This is a genomic window from Bacillus rhizoplanae (assembly GCF_917563915.1).
Taxonomy (GTDB): Bacteria; Bacillota; Bacilli; order Bacillales; family Bacillaceae_G; genus Bacillus_A; species Bacillus_A rhizoplanae.
Map to the genome: position 1 here is coordinate 64,357 of NZ_CAKJTI010000006.1, position 17,153 is coordinate 81,509.

18 protein-coding genes and 1 other annotated feature (1 of these 19 running past the window's edge) are annotated in these 17,153 nt (G+C 37.1%); of the genes, 10 read left to right on the plus strand and 8 right to left on the minus strand.

Annotation, left to right across the window (positions count from 1 at the left end):
* Window positions 1-63: 63 nt before the first annotated feature.
* Window positions 64-672, minus strand: coding sequence for a DedA family protein (locus tag LRP84_RS08260; RefSeq protein ID WP_230574777.1), 609 nt, complete (start codon window positions 670-672; stop codon window positions 64-66).
* Window positions 673-868: 196 nt separating this feature from the next.
* On the opposite strand from LRP84_RS08260, the gene LRP84_RS08265 reads away from it, so the two are divergent.
* From LRP84_RS08265 to LRP84_RS08285, 5 genes are all read left to right on the plus strand, one after another.
* A complete protein-coding gene (locus tag LRP84_RS08265; RefSeq protein ID WP_230574651.1) occupies window positions 869-1,756 on the plus strand; it encodes a thioester domain-containing protein in 888 nt (295 codons plus the stop codon).
* A gap of 163 nt (window positions 1,757-1,919) precedes the next feature.
* Entirely contained in the window at window positions 1,920-2,186 is a 267-nt protein-coding gene (locus tag LRP84_RS08270; RefSeq protein ID WP_230574652.1) for an ArsR/SmtB family transcription factor, read from the plus strand.
* Window positions 2,187-2,662: 476 nt separating this feature from the next.
* Complete coding sequence (locus LRP84_RS08275) at window positions 2,663-4,093, plus strand: alanine/glycine:cation symporter family protein (RefSeq protein ID WP_230574778.1); 1,431 nt, start codon at window positions 2,663-2,665, stop codon at window positions 4,091-4,093.
* 308 nt (window positions 4,094-4,401) lie between these two features.
* Window positions 4,402-5,583 carry a NupC/NupG family nucleoside CNT transporter gene (locus LRP84_RS08280; RefSeq protein ID WP_230574653.1) on the plus strand — a complete coding sequence of 394 codons (1,182 nt, stop codon included), beginning with the start codon at window positions 4,402-4,404 and terminating at the stop codon, window positions 5,581-5,583.
* Window positions 5,584-5,851: 268 nt separating this feature from the next.
* The gene (locus tag LRP84_RS08285; RefSeq protein WP_230574654.1) at window positions 5,852-6,259 is read left to right on the plus strand and encodes a group II intron maturase-specific domain-containing protein; all 408 of its coding nucleotides are present in this window, start codon (window positions 5,852-5,854) and stop codon (window positions 6,257-6,259) included.
* A gap of 365 nt (window positions 6,260-6,624) precedes the next feature.
* On the opposite strand, the gene LRP84_RS08290 is transcribed toward LRP84_RS08285, so the two are convergent.
* The 4 genes from LRP84_RS08290 to LRP84_RS08305 form a co-directional block, all read right to left on the minus strand.
* Window positions 6,625-7,803, minus strand: a complete 1,179-nt coding sequence (locus tag LRP84_RS08290) for an NAD(P)/FAD-dependent oxidoreductase (RefSeq protein ID WP_230574655.1) — start codon at window positions 7,801-7,803, stop codon at window positions 6,625-6,627.
* Between the two features lie 44 nt (window positions 7,804-7,847).
* On the minus strand, window positions 7,848-8,288 hold the full coding sequence (locus tag LRP84_RS08295) for a DUF1641 domain-containing protein (protein ID WP_230574656.1): 441 nt from the start codon (window positions 8,286-8,288) through the stop codon (window positions 7,848-7,850).
* 1,212 nt (window positions 8,289-9,500) lie between these two features.
* The gene (locus tag LRP84_RS08300) at window positions 9,501-10,007 is read right to left on the minus strand and encodes a ferritin (RefSeq protein WP_230574657.1); all 507 of its coding nucleotides are present in this window, start codon (window positions 10,005-10,007) and stop codon (window positions 9,501-9,503) included.
* Between the two features lie 63 nt (window positions 10,008-10,070).
* Window positions 10,071-10,385, minus strand: a complete 315-nt coding sequence (locus LRP84_RS08305) for a MazG nucleotide pyrophosphohydrolase domain-containing protein (RefSeq protein ID WP_230574658.1) — start codon at window positions 10,383-10,385, stop codon at window positions 10,071-10,073.
* A 72-nt stretch (window positions 10,386-10,457) separates the two neighbouring features.
* On the opposite strand from LRP84_RS08305, the gene LRP84_RS08310 reads away from it, so the two are divergent.
* Complete coding sequence (locus tag LRP84_RS08310; protein ID WP_230574659.1) at window positions 10,458-11,036, plus strand: LOG family protein; 579 nt, start codon at window positions 10,458-10,460, stop codon at window positions 11,034-11,036.
* Window positions 11,037-11,217: 181 nt separating this feature from the next.
* Here the strand turns inward: LRP84_RS08310 and LRP84_RS08315 are convergent, their stop codons facing one another.
* A complete protein-coding gene (locus LRP84_RS08315) occupies window positions 11,218-11,658 on the minus strand; it encodes a Dps family protein (protein WP_230574660.1) in 441 nt (146 codons plus the stop codon).
* 192 nt (window positions 11,659-11,850) lie between these two features.
* Here LRP84_RS08315 and LRP84_RS08320 point away from each other — a divergent pair, with 192 nt between their 5' ends.
* The 4 genes from LRP84_RS08320 to LRP84_RS08335 all read left to right on the plus strand — a co-directional run bounded on the left by LRP84_RS08320 (window position 11,851) and on the right by LRP84_RS08335 (window position 15,406).
* Window positions 11,851-12,285 carry a DUF3920 family protein gene (locus LRP84_RS08320; protein ID WP_230574661.1) on the plus strand — a complete coding sequence of 145 codons (435 nt, stop codon included), beginning with the start codon at window positions 11,851-11,853 and terminating at the stop codon, window positions 12,283-12,285.
* Window positions 12,286-12,395: 110 nt separating this feature from the next.
* Window positions 12,396-12,809, plus strand: coding sequence for a MarR family winged helix-turn-helix transcriptional regulator (locus LRP84_RS08325; protein ID WP_230574662.1), 414 nt, complete (start codon window positions 12,396-12,398; stop codon window positions 12,807-12,809).
* Between the two features lie 48 nt (window positions 12,810-12,857).
* Window positions 12,858-13,556, plus strand: a complete 699-nt coding sequence (locus LRP84_RS08330; protein ID WP_230574663.1) for a pirin family protein — start codon at window positions 12,858-12,860, stop codon at window positions 13,554-13,556.
* Window positions 13,557-13,756: 200 nt separating this feature from the next.
* The gene (locus tag LRP84_RS08335; RefSeq protein WP_230574664.1) at window positions 13,757-15,406 is read left to right on the plus strand and encodes a M4 family metallopeptidase; all 1,650 of its coding nucleotides are present in this window, start codon (window positions 13,757-13,759) and stop codon (window positions 15,404-15,406) included.
* A 45-nt stretch (window positions 15,407-15,451) separates the two neighbouring features.
* On the opposite strand, the gene LRP84_RS08340 is transcribed toward LRP84_RS08335, so the two are convergent.
* Together LRP84_RS08340 and LRP84_RS08345 are read right to left on the minus strand one after the other, a co-directional pair.
* On the minus strand, window positions 15,452-15,766 hold the full coding sequence (locus LRP84_RS08340; protein WP_098308904.1) for a metal-sulfur cluster assembly factor: 315 nt from the start codon (window positions 15,764-15,766) through the stop codon (window positions 15,452-15,454).
* Window positions 15,767-15,983: 217 nt separating this feature from the next.
* Complete coding sequence (locus LRP84_RS08345; RefSeq protein WP_230574665.1) at window positions 15,984-16,784, minus strand: class I SAM-dependent methyltransferase; 801 nt, start codon at window positions 16,782-16,784, stop codon at window positions 15,984-15,986.
* Window positions 16,785-16,926: 142 nt separating this feature from the next.
* Window positions 16,927-17,153 (plus strand) — a binding site (T-box leader); it runs 46 nt beyond the window's last position.

The following is a 17,153-nucleotide window of genomic DNA, read 5'->3' on the forward strand; positions in this document are numbered from 1 at the left end:
CTCCGTATTGAAATTGAGACAAGCGGAGGTGTTTTTTCTTTGTTTTTAGTCTTTTTTTCTTTCTCATGTACATCGCTTCGCATTTGCTTTTTTACTGCGAACATATAGCAAGACGAAAAGTGCGAGAACGAGTAAAACAACTAATAAGATAGAAGCATAACGGTGAATGGAATGGCCGATTAGATGCCAATCTTTCCCGAATATCATTCCTAATTTAATAAAAGTGAAACTCCATATGAATGCTCCCGTGTAAGCGTAAAGGCAAAATTTCCGAAAGCCCAAACGGGAAATACCAGTTAAATAGGCGGTGACATGCCTAACTCCCGGAATGAAGTAACCAAAAATTAATAAAGGTGGACCAATTTTTTGAAAGAGAGTTTGTGTCCGAGCTATTTTATTTTCGGTAATGTGCAATTTAGGACCAAATTTCTTTAAGAAGGGAAGTCCAAGTGTTTTTCCTAATATATAACTCAGTGTAATACCAATTGAAGAGCCAATCCATGCAGTTAGTAAGGCAAGAGAAAATACCATCTTTTTTTGAAATATAGAGTACCCTACAAAAGTTAACAAAGTTTCATCGGGTATCGGTAATCCGATAATTCCTCCAACTAAAGCAATGATCAGTCCGAAATATCCATAATGAGAAATGATATAAGTTAATTGCTGTTCTATTTGTAATCACCGTCCGTCTCATATGCATTAAGAATTACTATGTATTCTTTTTAGTTTCACCCAATTACATGTAATCATTACTATACGGATCATTTACTTTGCTCGAAATAGCACGCATAAAAACGCCCCGTAATTAAATACTAAACATATTAAATTTGCTATGTTCTTTATTATAATCCAAAAAGGGGCTGTAAGCATGATTTTAAAACAACCGTATAAGTTGTGGATTGCCTTAGTGAGCGTACTATTCATCATAACAAATCTCGTTTTTCCGCTTGAAAAGGCATTCGCAGAAGTGATGGATCATACGAAGTATCAAATGGATTGGAGTTATAGTAAATCTTTAAAGAAACCAATTCGAACTGAGCTTATTAAAACAGCAGATGGAAAAATTGCCTTTTGTTTAAATGTGCATTTAAAATCACCAAGCGGTCAGGATTTACCTGAAATAGGAAAAGCAGATATTGGAGTATACCGTGTATTACTCAATGGATATCCGCAAAAAAGTCCGCAAGAGCTCGGTGTATCGACTTGGGAAGAAGCGCATTATGCTACGCAGTTAGCTGTATGGAATGCGCTGAAGCAAATCGATATCAATGATTTAGATCATCGCAATAAAAATGTAGGAAAAGCAATGAAAGAAATTGTTGCGAATGCGGAGAGCAGCCAAGAAGTGCAAGAGATTACGATGAATGTCACTCCAACAGAAAAGCAAACAGCAACGTTAAAAGATGATTTTTTTGAAACCAATTTGTATACAGTTGAAACAAATGCGACAAAAGGTACGTACCAAGTGCAAGCAACGAATGCACCTGAAGGCGTAAAGTTTGTGAATGAAAATGGCGAAGCAAAAACACAGTTTAATGTAGGAGAAAAATTTCGTGTTTTAATTCCAAAAGCAACAAAAACAGGAGAATTTAGTTTTAAAGTTGTTGCAAACCTTTCGAAGTTACAAGCTATTAAATATAAAGGTACTCCTGCAATCCAAGATGCAACAGTTCTTTTAGAACGAGGAGAAGAGAAAACAAGTCCTGATTTGTTAGTGAATTGGGAAGCGCCAGCACCTTCTAAAAAGAAAAGGTAGTAATAAATTAAAAAGCCCAACGATTCGAGGTAGCATGAAACGTTGGGCTTTTTAATTTCTAAAATTTTTTTAAAAACGACGGACATAAAATCACATATCCTTTCGAATAATATAGTGGAGCGTTATAAACACAATATTTATATATAAAGAGGAGAGAAGGAACATGATAGAAAAATATGAAGATATTGCTGAAGTATTAAAGGTATTAGCACATCCTGTGCGTTTATGCTTAGTAGAAACAATGCTTACAAAAGGCCCTACGAATGTAACAACAATGTATGAAAAATTGGGAATGCCTCAAAGTACAATTAGTCAACATTTAGCTAAGTTGAAAGCTGCTAAAATCGTTTCGGGCACTCGAAAAGGATTAGAAATTTATTATGAAGTAGTGGATAATCGTGCAAAAACGATATTATTAAACCTTGCTTAAATGAAATAGTCATTTTTATGCTTTTGTAGTAAACGGGTGACACGGAAACTGTGGAACTTGCTACTTTCGCAAAAGACATAAAACACCCTCAATTTGGGGTATCACATTCCGATCACTTTTTCAGTCTAATGCTATTTTTTAACAGTCTAATACTTTATCGTAGATTTTAAAATATTTCTTAATAAAATATTAGGCTGTTAACCGAATAATAGAGAAAAGAAAATAAAAATTATAAAAAAGCGCAATTCTTTCAGAAAAGAATTGCGCTTTTTTATGTGAATTATATTTTTATGTCAGAAAAACTAACATGACTTGTTTTTTGTGTAAGTGTTAGTATTATTGAGTATTTGCAAGAAAAATAGAGAATTAAAGAGATACATTTATATGTAATTGTTGTTTTGTCGAAAATTGTTGATTTTTGAACGATTTTAGGATACAATTCAGTTTATGTGAGAAAAAAGGGAGGGGACAATATGATTGACATTTTAGAAAAATTCATCGGAGTAACGAATGATATTCTATGGACTTATGTTATTATTGCAATGTTAATTGGCTTAGGCCTTTATTTTTCTTTTAAACTTAAATTTGTTCAAATTCGTCATCTAGGGGAAATGATGCGTTTAATGACGGATGGATTGACAGGAAAGACGCGTAAAAAAGGTAGCGTTTCTTCTTTCCAAGCTTTCTGTATGAGTTCTGCAGCCCGTATTGGGATCGGGAACTTAGCAGGTGTAGCACTAGCGATTTCTTTGGGAGGTCCAGGTGCGGTATTTTGGATGTGGTTAATTGCGCTTATTGGGGCATCTTCAAGTTTTGTAGAGAGCACATTAGCGCAAATTTATAAAATAAAAGATGGCAGCGGGTTCCGCGGCGGTCCAGCTTATTATATGGAAAAAGGTTTAAATAAGCGTTGGATGGGAATTGTATTCTCGATCTTAATTACAATTAGTTATGGACTGATTTTCAACTCAGTACAAGCGAACACAGTTACACTTGCATTTAAGAATGCATTTGGTCTTGAACGTTATGTAGTTGGAATTGTACTTTCTCTTTTAGTTGGAGTTATTATTTTTGGCGGTGTTAAGAGTATCGCACGTATGTCAGAACTGATTGTGCCACCAATGGCAATTGTATATATTGGAATTGCATTGTTTGTTGTTATTAAAAACATCACATTGCTTCCAGATGTATTTACAGAAATCTTCATGAATGCATTTGGTTTACAAGAAGCAGTGGGCGGCGGCGTTGGTGCTGCGATTATGATGGGTATTAAGCGTGGTTTATTTGCGAACGAAGCAGGTATGGGTAGTGCACCGAATGCAGCAGCAACAGCGAACGTATCTCACCCTGCGAAGCAAGGGTATATTCAAACGATTGGTGTATTAGTTGATACGTTTTTAGTATGTACATCTACAGCATTTATCGTACTATGCTCTGGTGCTTACAAAACGCCAGGTTTAACAGGTATTGAGTTAACACAAGTTGCGTTAAGTTCACAAGTCGGATCTTGGGCAAGTGGTTTCTTAGCGATTATTATCTTTTTATTTGCTTTTAGTTCTCTACTAGGAAACTATTATTATGGTGAAACAAATATTGAGTTTATTAAAAGGAGCAAGACTTGGTTAACGGTATATCGTATTGCGGTAGTTGGAATGGTTATGTTCGGTTCTGTTGCAGCTGTACAAATTGTTTGGGACATGGCTGATTTATTCATGGGCTTCATGGTAATCACAAACTTAATTGCAATTGCATTTCTTGGTAAATTTGCATTTGCTGCACTTAAAGACTATGTGAAGCAGAAAAAGCAAGGGAAAGACCCTGTATTCCATGCAAGCTCTATCCCAGGATTAAAGAATACGGAATGCTGGGAAGATTCAGTTGCTGGAAAAGAAAAACAAGTAGGGTAGTAGTGCCAAAAGAGCATAGAAGAAAGGTTCTATGCTCTTTTTTTGGCTATTTTTCCCTTTAAAAAATATATTGCATTTCTGAAAGATAACGCTTACAATTTGCTTATGGATAGAACAAAATGATATCATTCTCATATTCCACATGAACTATGTAGTAGTATATAAATTTGCACAATGCAAACGCTTACTAGTGTAGGCGGTAAATTGTTTTTAGAGATACTTATTTTTTTAATCTGAATTGTCAGACGTCTATCGTTCAACAACTAATAGGGAATGATAGATTAGACAAAAAAATGGAGGATTCACGTATGAAATATGTCATGTTTCTTGTAGGATTAATTGCTGTATTTATACTAGCGTTTCTTGTAAGTAGCGATCGGAAAAAGATTAAATATAAGCCAATTGCTCTTATGCTTGTTATTCAATTAGGATTATCATATTTCTTACTAAATACACAGATTGGATATTATTTAGTTAAAGGAATTTCTGACGGATTTAGTGCAATTTTAAAATATGCGGATGCTGGAATTAGTTTTGTATTTGGTGGGCTTGTAAATAAAGGAGAATATACGTTTTTCCTTTCTGTATTACTTCCAATTATTTTCCTTGCGGTGTTAATTGGAATTCTGCAACACCTTAGAATTTTACCAGTTATTATTAGAGCAGTTGGATTTTTATTAAGTAAAGTAAATGGTTTAGGAAGACTAGAATCTTATAATGCAGTAGCAGCGGCAATTGTTGGTCAAGGGGAAGTTTTCATTACAGTAAAAGATCAACTAAGCAAATTACCAAAAAATCGTTTATATACACTATGTGCGTCTTCTATGTCGACGGTTTCCATGTCAATCGTTGGTTCTTACATGAAAATGATTGACCCTAAGTATGTTGTAACAGCACTTGTTTTAAACTTATTTAGCGGATTTATTATCATCCACATTCTAAATCCTTACGATGTGAGTGAAGAGGAAGATATTTTAGAGTTACAAGAGGACAAGCACCAAACGTTCTTCGAAATGTTAGGCGAGTACATTATGTTAGGATTTTCAATTGCAGTTACAGTAGCAGCGATGTTAATCGGATTCATTGCATTGATGGCAGCAATTAACGGTCTATTTGATTCTATTTTCGGTATTACATTCCAAACGATCTTAGGATATGTGTTCTCACCATTAGCGTTCATCATGGGTATCCCAGCATCTGAGATGGTAACAGCTGGACAAATTATGGCAACAAAATTAGTAACAAACGAATTCGTTGCGATGCTTGATTTAGGAAAAGCAGCAGCTCACTTAACACCTCGTACAATTGGTATTTTATCTGTATTCCTTGTATCATTTGCGAACTTCTCATCTATCGGAATTATCGCAGGTGCAACGAAGAGTATCGACGCAAAACAAGCAAACGTTGTATCTTCTTTCGGATTAAAACTTGTATACGGTGCAACGTTAGTAAGTATCTTATCAGCGATTATCGTTGGGGTAATGCTATAAAAAAGGAAAAAAGCAATGAGCTGCGGGCTCATTGCTTTTTTTGTTGCGTGCCCAGCTAAGCTGGGCACTGCTCACTGGTGAAAGTCCGGTCTAGGTAAGAATCAAGCCGCCTAGTAACTGACAGGCAATCGGGGGAGAAATTCTAAGATTGAAGCCCTGTGACAAAGTAACTTCTTACTAGAAGTGCGAGCGAATTAGCAGACCGTAACATAAAGTGAACCTTGCCGCCTCGTCAAGAGCACCCTAGCAATAGGAGAAGTCGAAATTAGTGAATACGTGGGACGGAAAAGAGGGATTTAATTTTCTTGGATTTCATCATCGGAAATTTCCAAAACATGTGAAAGGCGGGAAGAGAGTGCATATCATGGCACATGTACCGAGTAAGAAAGCCATGAAGAACATGCGAGAGCGCATCAAGAAGTACACAGAGCTTAGAAATAAACTGTACTTACAATTGAATGAGATGGTGAAAGGGTTAAACCGAATCTTACAAGGATTTAAGAATTATTATAGCCTATCTCCAATGGGGCAGAAATGGCTTGGCAAAATAGGCTGGTACGTTCTGGAACGACTGAATCTTTTCTGGAACAAGAAAAGAAATGTTCGAAAGAAACATATTCGTATTAAGGACTTGATGAAGAAAACAACATACACACTCGTGAAAGTGGGAAGCTAGAACAAAACTGAAAGCCAAAGAAAGAAGAACATCGGAAAGCCGTATGAGGGAAAACCTCACGTACGGTTTGATGAGGGGAAACCGGAACAGAAAAGAGATGGCAAAGCCATCTATAAGACATCTGTTTCAGTTTTCTACTCTACTACCTCTGAGCCCGCCTAGGCATGGCGAACTGCTCTTTACCGTTTAAAAAGAAAGAGGAGTACATAGATTATTTACAATACACAAAATCGTAACAAAGTAGACAGTATATTTAGAGATTTCAAAAGGTGTATGTCACTTTCTTGTTGAATAAGTTATGTAGAGAATTTTGATCAAATAAAAACCCGAATCATAGATAAACATGATTCGGGCTATCATTCAGATTAGTAAGCTAAGCTGAATAATCCTTTAATGTGTGATAAGTAACGAACGTTACTTGCTTCTTTCATTAATGATGCTGGTAAGCCTTTAAGTGGAGTTGAGCTTGCTCCGATTGAAGCAACAGCATCTTTACGTCCTAGACTTGCAAGTGTTCCAGAGTTTACTGGTGCGAACTCTTCGAATGCTTTGCCTTCTAGTGCCGCGTATAAGTTGTATCCAATTAACTCACCCATTTGCCAAGCGATTTGTGCAGTTGGTGGGTATGGACGACCGTCTGGAGCGAAGACAACAGCGCTGTCTCCAGCAACGAATACGTTTTTGTGAGAAGTAGATTGTAGGTATGCATCAACTGTTGCACGACCACGGTTTACTTCAAGACCTGATTCACCGATTAATGGGTTACCTTGTACGCCGCCTGTCCAAACAAATGTGTTAGCAACGATTTTTTGACCGTCTTTTAAGTCGATTTCATTGCCAGCAACGTTTGTTACAGGAAGACCTGTTAAGAATTGAACGCCGCGTGCTTCTAAGCTAGTAGTTGCACGTTCAATTAAATGGTCAGGTAATACTGGAAGGATTTTTGGACCTGCTTCAACAAGAAGAAGTTTAACTTCTTTTGGATTTACGCCGTGGCTTTTTGCAAGCTTTGGCATAATGTCAGCAAGTTCACCAACTAGCTCAACGCCAGTTAATCCGCCGCCGCCGATTAAGATTGTAGCATCAGCTTCGTTTTTCGTTTTAGCGTATTCACGAATACGGTCTTCAACGTGTTTGTAGATTTTGTTTGCATCAGCAGCAGATTTTAATACCATGCTGTTTTCTTCTAGTCCTGGAATACCGAAGTAAGCAGTTTTACTTCCTAAAGCAACTACAAGTGCATCGTAAGATAAAGTAGTGCCACCAGCTAGTTTAATTTCTTTGCTATCAACTGAGAATGACTCAACTGTTGCAATTTTAAGATCGATGTCTTTACCTTTGAAAAGTTTTTCAAGTGGCATTGCAACTGCTTGCTCAGAAACGTTACCTGCTGCAAGGCGGTGTAGTTCCGTAATAATTTGATGTGTTGGATATTGGTTGATAACTGTAACTTGTGCTTCTGATTTGCTGTAATGTTTACGTACATTTAAAGCTGCAAGAAGTCCGCCATAACCAGCACCTAAGATGACAATTTGTTTTGACATAGTATGATATCCCCCGTCTTTACTAATTGTTGTGTAAGAAAGAATTATTTATGATTGCGTTCTGCAGTAATTTGAAGATAAGCGTTTACAAAGCGAAACATTTTTTGTGCTTGCGGATCTTTTAGCATTCTTAAAAGGCCAAAAAGACCGATAACTTCGTTGCTTTCTTCAGCGCGATCTTTCGCTTCGATAGCAGTTGCAGCAATGGTTTTCACTGTATCTTTTACAGGTTCTGCAAGTTCTTGGATTGCTCCAACAGTATCATTTTTTAATACTTCATCAGTAGCGACTGCTTGAGCGAAATCATAAGACTTTGTTAAAATGTTAACGAGCTCAGTTAATTTTGGAAGTTGTTCTACTAATGTAGTTAAAGACTCTTGAACTTCAGGCTTTAATAGCTGATCAAGTACATCAAGCTGTCCTTGGCTAGCTGAAATTTGTAATGATTTTTGTTCAGGCTTTGTTTGAGTGATTGTTTCTGGCATCTCCAATTCTCCTTTACGATAGCAAGATAGCAATACTTCTTAAATTTTTGGTAATGAAAGAAGATTCCCCATTACAGGTAAGATTTCTTCGTCCGTAACAACTCGAGGAAATTTGTAAAACTTTACACAAAGATTTAGGGCAAAATGCTCTTAAAGTTACTATTGCCGGTGAATATGTCTTTTCAAACCGTTGCAACATTCGAATGAACTATAAGTAATCACCGAATCTGAAATAGTAAATTTTAAAAGGCTAGTTGCGTCCTCTAGCTTATGGACTTGTCCAGTAAAAGACTTTGTCTACCAACTGAGTATATTATATACTATAATACACCTATGTTAACATAAAAATGATTATTAAGCATTCGATTTTAATGACTATAATCTACGAACTTACAGGGCGTTATATCTGTTGTTTTATTTCAATTTTACAATGTAAGAAGCATAAATTGACGAAAGCGGTTGATTTATGCTTTTTTTGTTTGCGTGCCCAGCTAAGCTGGACACTGCTTACTGGTGAAAGTCCAGTCTAGGTAAGAACCAAGTCGCCTAGTAGCTGACAGGCAACTGGTGGAGAAATCCTAAGGTTGAAGCCCTGTGAAAAAGTAACTTCTAATAGAAGTGCGAGCGAATCAGCAGACCGTAACATAAAGTGAACCTTGCCGCCTCGTCAAGAGCACCCTAGCAATAGGAGAAGTCGAGCCTGGAGTAAATAGGCGAAGACCATGGAAGATGTGAATAACTTGGAAAGGCAACATCGAAGAATCCCTCGGGGTAAGGAGGACGGTATGTTGATAAAGTAGTGTCTGGAAGTGGGGAGGCGCTCCTTTGCCCTTTCTTTTAGAAAGGAGAAATGAAACCTATAAGCGTAAGTGAAATGGTGGAATGCAAATAGGGAGTCGGAGGAGGTCATAGTACTGAACATCATAACGACAACACAAGGTTATGTAGGGAAGGACCTCTACTTTGTTCATAAGTTGGAAGGAGGTAAGAGTGAGTGAATGCTGGAAACAGCTAACTACACCAATGTGAAAGCTCGAGAACTTCGGAAAACTTTATATCTTTGTGCCAAAGTTAAACATAACTGAATACCAAAGAAAGAAGAACATCGGAAAGCCGTATGAGGGAAAACCTCACGTACGGTTTGATGAGGGGAAGCTGAAACAGAAAAGAGATGGCAAAGCCATCTCTTTTCTGTTTCAGTTTTCTACTCTATTACTCAGCTGGTGGAGTAAACGTGCGTTTTTCTAATTCAGCATCTAACATAAACAATGCGTTTGAATCGTTTGTAATTCGCTTTAATTTTTGAATGATGCTATCGAAAGATGATTCTTCTTCAACTTGCTCGTCAACGAACCATTTTAAGAAGGTGATCGTAGCATGCTCGCGCTCATCCCACGCAATATCAGATAAGTGATAAATTCGCTTTGTAACTTCACGTTCATGTTCGAGTCCAGTTTCAAAAGCAGTTAAAATGGATTCGTACTCGTTATTTGGATTCTCAAATCCAGTAATAATAGCACGCTCACCGCGATCATTAATATAATTGTAAAGCTTCATTGCATGGAAACGCTCTTCCTCTGCTTGTACAAGAAAGAAGTTGGCAAATCCATCGTAGTTTTCTGACGTACAGTAAGCCGCCATTGCCATATACACATGGGCGGAGTAAAACTCAAAGTTCATTTGATCATTTAGTGCTTCACGTAATGTTGGAGATAACATAAAAAAGCCCCTTTCATATTATTACGATATAATCATATCGTAATTGAAAATAATTCTCACTTATTATTCGAATCGCTTGGAGAGTTTCTTAACATGCGTTTCCATAATATCTTGTAAATCTAAATTATATTTTTGCGCTAAAATAATAAGATTTCCTAAAACATCTCCAATTTCTTCTTTTAATTCAATTGTTAATTCTTCTTCGCTCTTTTTTCGTTCATCTGGACGATCACGACCAATTTCAATAGCACGCACGACGCGAGAAACTTCGCCCACTTCCTCCGCTAAAAAATTAACACGAATAAAGGAATTATATTGTGCCCAGCCCCGCTCATAATAAAATTGTTCCACCCAGCTTTGAAATTCATTCGTGTTCATCCTTTTCCCATCCTCCCAATATGTAGTATGATTACATTGTAGCATAACAATATGTAGTTTTGGGGTGGAGTAATGAAACGTATTTGTGTATTTGCAGGATCTAATGTTGGAGAGCGTCCAGAGTTTCAAACAGAAGCTCGGCAGCTTGGTGAAATATTAGTTCAAAATAATATAGAGCTTGTGTATGGAGGCTCTTGCGTTGGATTAATGGGAGAAGTAGCGAATCAAGTATTAGAGCTAGGCGGCCGTGTAACAGGTGTCATGCCTCGCGGATTATTTAGAGGAGAAATTGTTCATCACGGCTTAACAGAACTAATCGAAGTGGAAACGATGCATGAGAGAAAAGCGAAAATGAGTGAACTTGCTGATGCATTTATTGCACTTCCAGGCGGTTATGGAACATTTGAAGAGCTGTTTGAAGTGGTATGTTGGTCACAAATTGGGATTCACGAAAAGCCTGTTGGATTACTGAACATTGCAGAATTCTACACACCGTTATTACAAATGGTGGACCGTGCAGCAGAGGAAGGCTTTATGAATCCATCGAATAAAGAATTGCTTGTATCTGCAAAAACGGCTAATGAGTTGATTCCTAAAATGAAAGAGTACAAACGACCAGTGATGGGGAATAAGTGGAAGCAGTTAACATAAATAAAAAACCGAGCGGAATTGTCCCGCTCGATTTTTTGGTGTGATATTTGTCGAATGTGGTCGAAGGGTCTTTATATTGTGTCGAATCGCCGATATATTGTAAAAAACGCCGATAAATGATGCGTTTGCGCCGATATATTATGAAAAGCGCCGATATATCGCTAAGCTGCTGCCGTTTTTCTTATTGATTCAAGAATGCGCGTAACATCCATGCGTGTTTTTCAAGTTCTGTATAGATGCCAAGTAGTAAATCAGATGTCGTTTCATCGTCTGCATCTTGTGCGATTTCCATGCCTTTTTTGAGTTCAAGAAGCATTGCTTCATAGTCTTTCATAATTGCTTCGACCATTCCTTCTGCAGTTTCTCCGTAAGCTGCTTCTTGAACAGAAGATAGTTCTAAGTATTCTTTCATTGTTGCTACTGGTTTGCCGCCGATTGCTAAAATACGTTCTGCAATTTCATCGATGTGCGTAGCTGCTTCTGTATAAAATTGTTCGAATTTCTCATGTAATGTAAAGAACTGAGGTCCTGTTACGTACCAGTGGTAGTTGTGTAATTTTGTAAATAAAACGTTCCAGTTTGCTACTTGTTTGTTTAATACTTCAATAACTTGTGTATTCATAATATCAATCTCCTTCACGTTTTTTTGTTTTATATCAATTACTAATTTATAATTATAATAATCTAATAGAGGGTATAAAATCAACCCATTTTGCATATATAATTTTAAACATTTTGTGACGCAGGTGTAGGTTTAAAACAGGAGATAATGTGACATATAGATAAAAGAGAATAAATAGAAGGGAGAATGAAGATGCAGCTTCTATCTCAAAAGATATATCAACAAGCTGGGAACTGGTATGTACTTGATGAAGATTTTCCATGGGATATAAATCAAGTGCAGAGGGATGTGTTCTCATTAATTGAACGGCGTGAGGTATCTGTATTTTTCTGTGATACGTGTGAAACAAATGATGTGTTAGTCCGACTAGGAGAAGAGGAAGAAGAATTTTTATTTCCGCTGAACGGATTTTATCATAAAGAACAGCGTTTAATTTTCGTTTGTATGTGGCAGGAGTATGAGTGCTTATTGGAAACATTGTTGCATGAGTTTCGGCATGATATGCAGCATGAACGGAAGTTATTATATGTCGGTAATGAAATGTATGAAAAGCGGTGGATTGAGAAGGATGCAAGAGTGTTTGCGAAGAGAAAGATGAGAGAATATAGGAGAAGGTGTGCAAACTAAAACATAGTGAATCCGGCACTATGTTTTAGTTTTACTTACAAAAAGAAAGTAATTGACATTTCTATAGTTTAGTTCTAAACTATAGTTACAAAGCTTAGCGAGGTGATGGAATGAAAACAGATGAACGACTTGGTTTATTAGTATGGTTTCGTTTATCACGCTTTTACAACCAAAGTATTAGAGAAACGAATCAACATTTAAAAAAATGGGATTTGTCTGCTGCACAATTTGATGTATTAGTACAAATTGGGACAGGGGATCGTTTAACGCAGCAAGAATTGGGTCAAAAGCTTTTCGTTACAAAAGGAAACGTTACGCAGCTTTTGAGTAAAATGGAGCAGCTTGATTTGATTCAAAGAGAGCAAGAAGGAAAAACGAAGTATCTTTCCTTAACAGAGAAAGGTAAAGCACTGTATGAAGAAGTTGTTCCGCCCCAAGAAAGATTTCAAGCAGCGCAATTTTGCAAGTTGGATCGCGAGGAACAGAAACAGCTGTTAGCATTACTTCGTAAATTACAATCATAAAAATTTCAAATAAATATCTCGAGTTCGAGATAAAATGAGGTGAAGGATATGTTCAAAAAAATTGATCATAAACAAATGGGAAGAGCAAATCACGGTTGGTTAAATACACATTTTCATTTTTCATTTGCAGATTACTACAACCCAAATAATATGAGATTTGGTGCACTTCGCGTAATTAATGATGATTTAGTAGCAGCACAAACAGGATTTGATACGCATCCACACCGTGATATGGAGATTATTTCTTATGTAGTGGACGGAGCATTAACGCACCAAGATAGTATGGGAAACCGCGGGACAATTGAGCGCGGTCATGTGCAATATATGAGTGCTGGAACAGGTGTCTTCCATAGTGAGCACAACTTAGGAGATGAAACATTGCGTCTTCTGCAAATTTGGATTTTACCAGACCGCGCTGGCCATATGCCAAATTACGGTGAATTTAAATTTGATTGGAGTAAACGTGAGAATACATGGTTCCACATGGTTTCACCAATTGATGGCGGTGCACCGATTGAAATTCATCAAGATGCAAATCTGTATTCTCTTGCTTTAGAAAAAGGAAAAGAGATTACATTCCCAGTTGGTGAAGGGCGTCAAGCTTACTTGGTTCAAATTGAAGGAAGCGGCATTGTGAATGGTGAAGCGTTAGTGATGAGAGATGCAGCAGAAGTAATTGAAGAAGATATCCACATTCAAGCAGCAGAAACAGCTCATTATTTAGTAATTGAGATGAAGAAACAATAATTAAGAGAAACTTTCAACAGTGAGGGGGCTTACTGCCCGTTAATAAAAAATATGCCACGAGTAGCGTCTACAGATAGCGCTGCTCTTTTTTTGTATGAATTTTCTGTCGAAATTTTCTAAAATTTAAACGGAAGGTTATTACTATTATCTCTAGAATTGTATAAAAGTGTCAAAACATTAGGGGATGGGGAGTGTTGTTTTTGAAAAAGAAGGTTTTATCTTCAACGTTAGCTTTATCTCTAGCTTTAGGGGCATTTGCGACATTAGGTACGTCACGTACATATGCAGCAGAGCAAAAAATTCAATACAACCAAGAATTTCAGACACCATCTTATATTGGGGAAGAGTGGAAAGCACCGGAAGGACTAGATAAAAAAGAAACGGTGTTTGAGTATTTAAAGAGTAAGAAAGACATGTTTAAATTAGCAGGAAATATGGAGAAACATTTTGAAATCGTCGGAGAAGAAAAAGACGCAGAAGCGGGAACAACGCATGTGAAGCTTATTGAAAAATATAATGGTGTTCCTGTATATGGCTCTGACCAAACAGTAGCACTTGATAAAGACAATAATGTGAAAGCATTTTTCGGACAAGTTATTCCAAACTTAGAAAATAAAAATATCCCAGCAACTGCAAGTATTTCAGAAGATGAGGCTGTAAATATTGCAAAAGCTGATATTGAGAAAGAAATTGGAAAAGTAGATAACTATGATGGTATTAAGAAAGATTTATATGTATATGAAAAAGAGGGACAATATTATCTTTCCTATCTTGTAAAAGCATCTGTTTCAAATCCAGCACCAGGCTATTGGCATTATTTCGTTGATGCGACAAATGGTAATGTGATTGAAAAATATAATGCAGTTGATCATATGGCTGGGTTTGGATATGGTGTGTTAGGAAATCGAACAACGTTTGAAATGTCACAAAATGAAAAGACAGGCACTTTTCAATTATTTGATGGCACGCGTGGACAAGGTATTCATACATTCGATGCGAAGAACATGAATGAATTTATATTTAACATATTGTCACAATGGCTTGGATATACAGGTGATGAAATTGAAAGTAGAAACAAATTCTTTGAAGATAAAGCAGCTGTTGATGCGCATGCTAACGCTGAGAAAGTATACGATTATTATAAGAAAACATTTAAGCGTAATTCCTTTGATAATGAAGGGGCGAAATTAATCTCTTCTGTTCATGTAGGGGAAAACTGGAATAATGCAGCGTGGAATGGTGTCCAAATGATGTACGGGGACGGTGATGGAAAAGTATTCATTCCATTATCAGCAGGACTTGATGTTATTGCGCATGAGCTGACTCATGCAGTAACAGAATACTCCGCAAATCTAGAGTATAAAAACGAATCGGGTGCATTAAATGAATCGTTATCTGATATTATGGGTGCGATGGTAGATCGTGATGATTGGGAGATGGGAGAAGATATTTATACGCCAGGTAAAGCGGGAGATGCACTGCGTTCTTTAAGTAATCCTGCTGCTCTTCCAAATCCATTAAAACCAACTGAAGGTTATCCAGATCATTATAGTAAACGCTACACAGGAACAGTTGATAACGGCGGTGTTCATATTAATAGTAGTATTAACAACAAAGCTGCATATCTCGTTTCTGAAGGTGGTACACATTACGGCGTTGCTGTAAATGGTGTAGGCCGCGCAGCAACAGAGAAAATTTATTACCGTGCTCTTACAAAATATTTAACTGCAAACTCAAACTTTAGCATGATGCGCCAAGCTGCCATTCAAGCGGCTGCAGATTTATATGGTCAAAACTCTGATGCGGTATATGCTGTAACGAAAGCGTATGATGCAGTAGGTGTAAAATAAGAAACGAAGAAGACCTGACTTTAATAATGTCAGGTCTTTTTTTATCTAATCGCGAATTCCTAGTGCGATTTTTGCCATGCGTGACATACGTTCTTTGGACCAAGGTGGATTCCAAACAACATTTACTTCTATTTCGTTGACCTCTGGAACATTTGTCGATAATACCTTTTTTACATCAGATACAATTTGTCCAGCCATTGGACAACCAATAGAAGTCATTGTCATTGTAATAACAGCATTATTTTGTTCATCAGTTGTGACATCATATACTAGCCCAAGGTTTATAATATCTACACCAAGCTCAGGGTCAATTACAGCTTCTAAATTGGCATATACTTTATCTTCTAAAGTTTGAGACATACGAACACCTCTATTCATGATTGATAGTTATTCTCATTATACAAGATGAGAAGAGAAGATGCAGTGATTGAGCTCACAGCATTTTTTTCTAGATCAAAAAAGTATTCCTCATAAAGTTTCACTTTATCCTATTTAATCATATTTTAGTAATCTCCAACTTCGACTTATACGCGCTATACATAGAAGAAAAACTCTCTTCATTTTGAAGAGAGTTTTTCTATATATTTTTGGCGATCAGTGTATATAGTCCAGGGATGCGATGTTCAATTCCTTCCGGCGCGTGAGGTGGAAAGACCCATTTTTGCTTTGCACCACATTCTTCTGTGAGCTCTTCGATACGGAGTCCTGCTTGGGCGATTTTTGTTACAATTTCTCCTAATGTCCATCTGCGAATCGTATTTTTAGGTAAAGAGGAGCGCTCTGCTTCTGATAAGAGCATACTGTAGGCTACATCTACTTCGATTACATTTTCATAAAAGTAATTCCCATTTGCGATTGCTTGGTTATCTTCTATTTGCAGAAGTTTTGTATACATTGGATGATAGTCGCGTAAAAGGAATGTTCCACCTTGTTTTAGTAATTGAGAAATAAGTGTAAATAAAGGCTCTAAATCTATGAAATAGTGGAGCACACCAAGCTCAAGTAATACTATGTCGAATGAGCCTATTGTTTCTGGTAAATCTAGTACATCCGACACGATGTATTCAATATGTGTTTCAGCGGCTGCGGCAAGTTCTTTAGCATATTTCGCATTACTCTCTGAAATATCGACAACTGTTACTTCTGCTCCTAATAATGAAAGGGCAACCGCTTTACTCCCCTTTGATCCCATTAAATTTATAACTCGTTTTCCTTGCACTTCACCGATGTAAGGCAAATAATAAGCGACCTCGGCAGTAGGGTTTTCCCGTATTTGCTTGCTAAAAGAATGCAGCGTTCCGTGGCGATTTGTCCAAGCTTCATAAGCGGCTTTACTCCAGCCCGCTTTATTCTTTGCGCTTAATTGCTGTTGATTCAAAATGATCGCTCCTTTCCGTGAAGGAGTATAAATTCTTCATAAACCTGAAAATTCCTTTCGATGGAATGAATTGCAATTTTTTTGTAATAAAACAAAAATAGTTTGATTTTTCTGTATAATATTATAAAATGTAAATTACATATGAAAAGCGTTGAAGAGGAAAAGTAGAATGAAATCATTCTTTCCAGAGAGCTTCGGTAGCTGAGAAGAAGCAAGAATGCTCATTTGAACAATGGCCTCTGAGCTTCGTCCTGAACTTATCGCTTGATAATAGTAGGCGGCGACGAGTGTTGGCTCTCGTTATCAAAGTCACAGTATACGAGCAATAGTTGCTCCGTACTTGCAGAGGTCAGTCGTGTAAGCGATTGA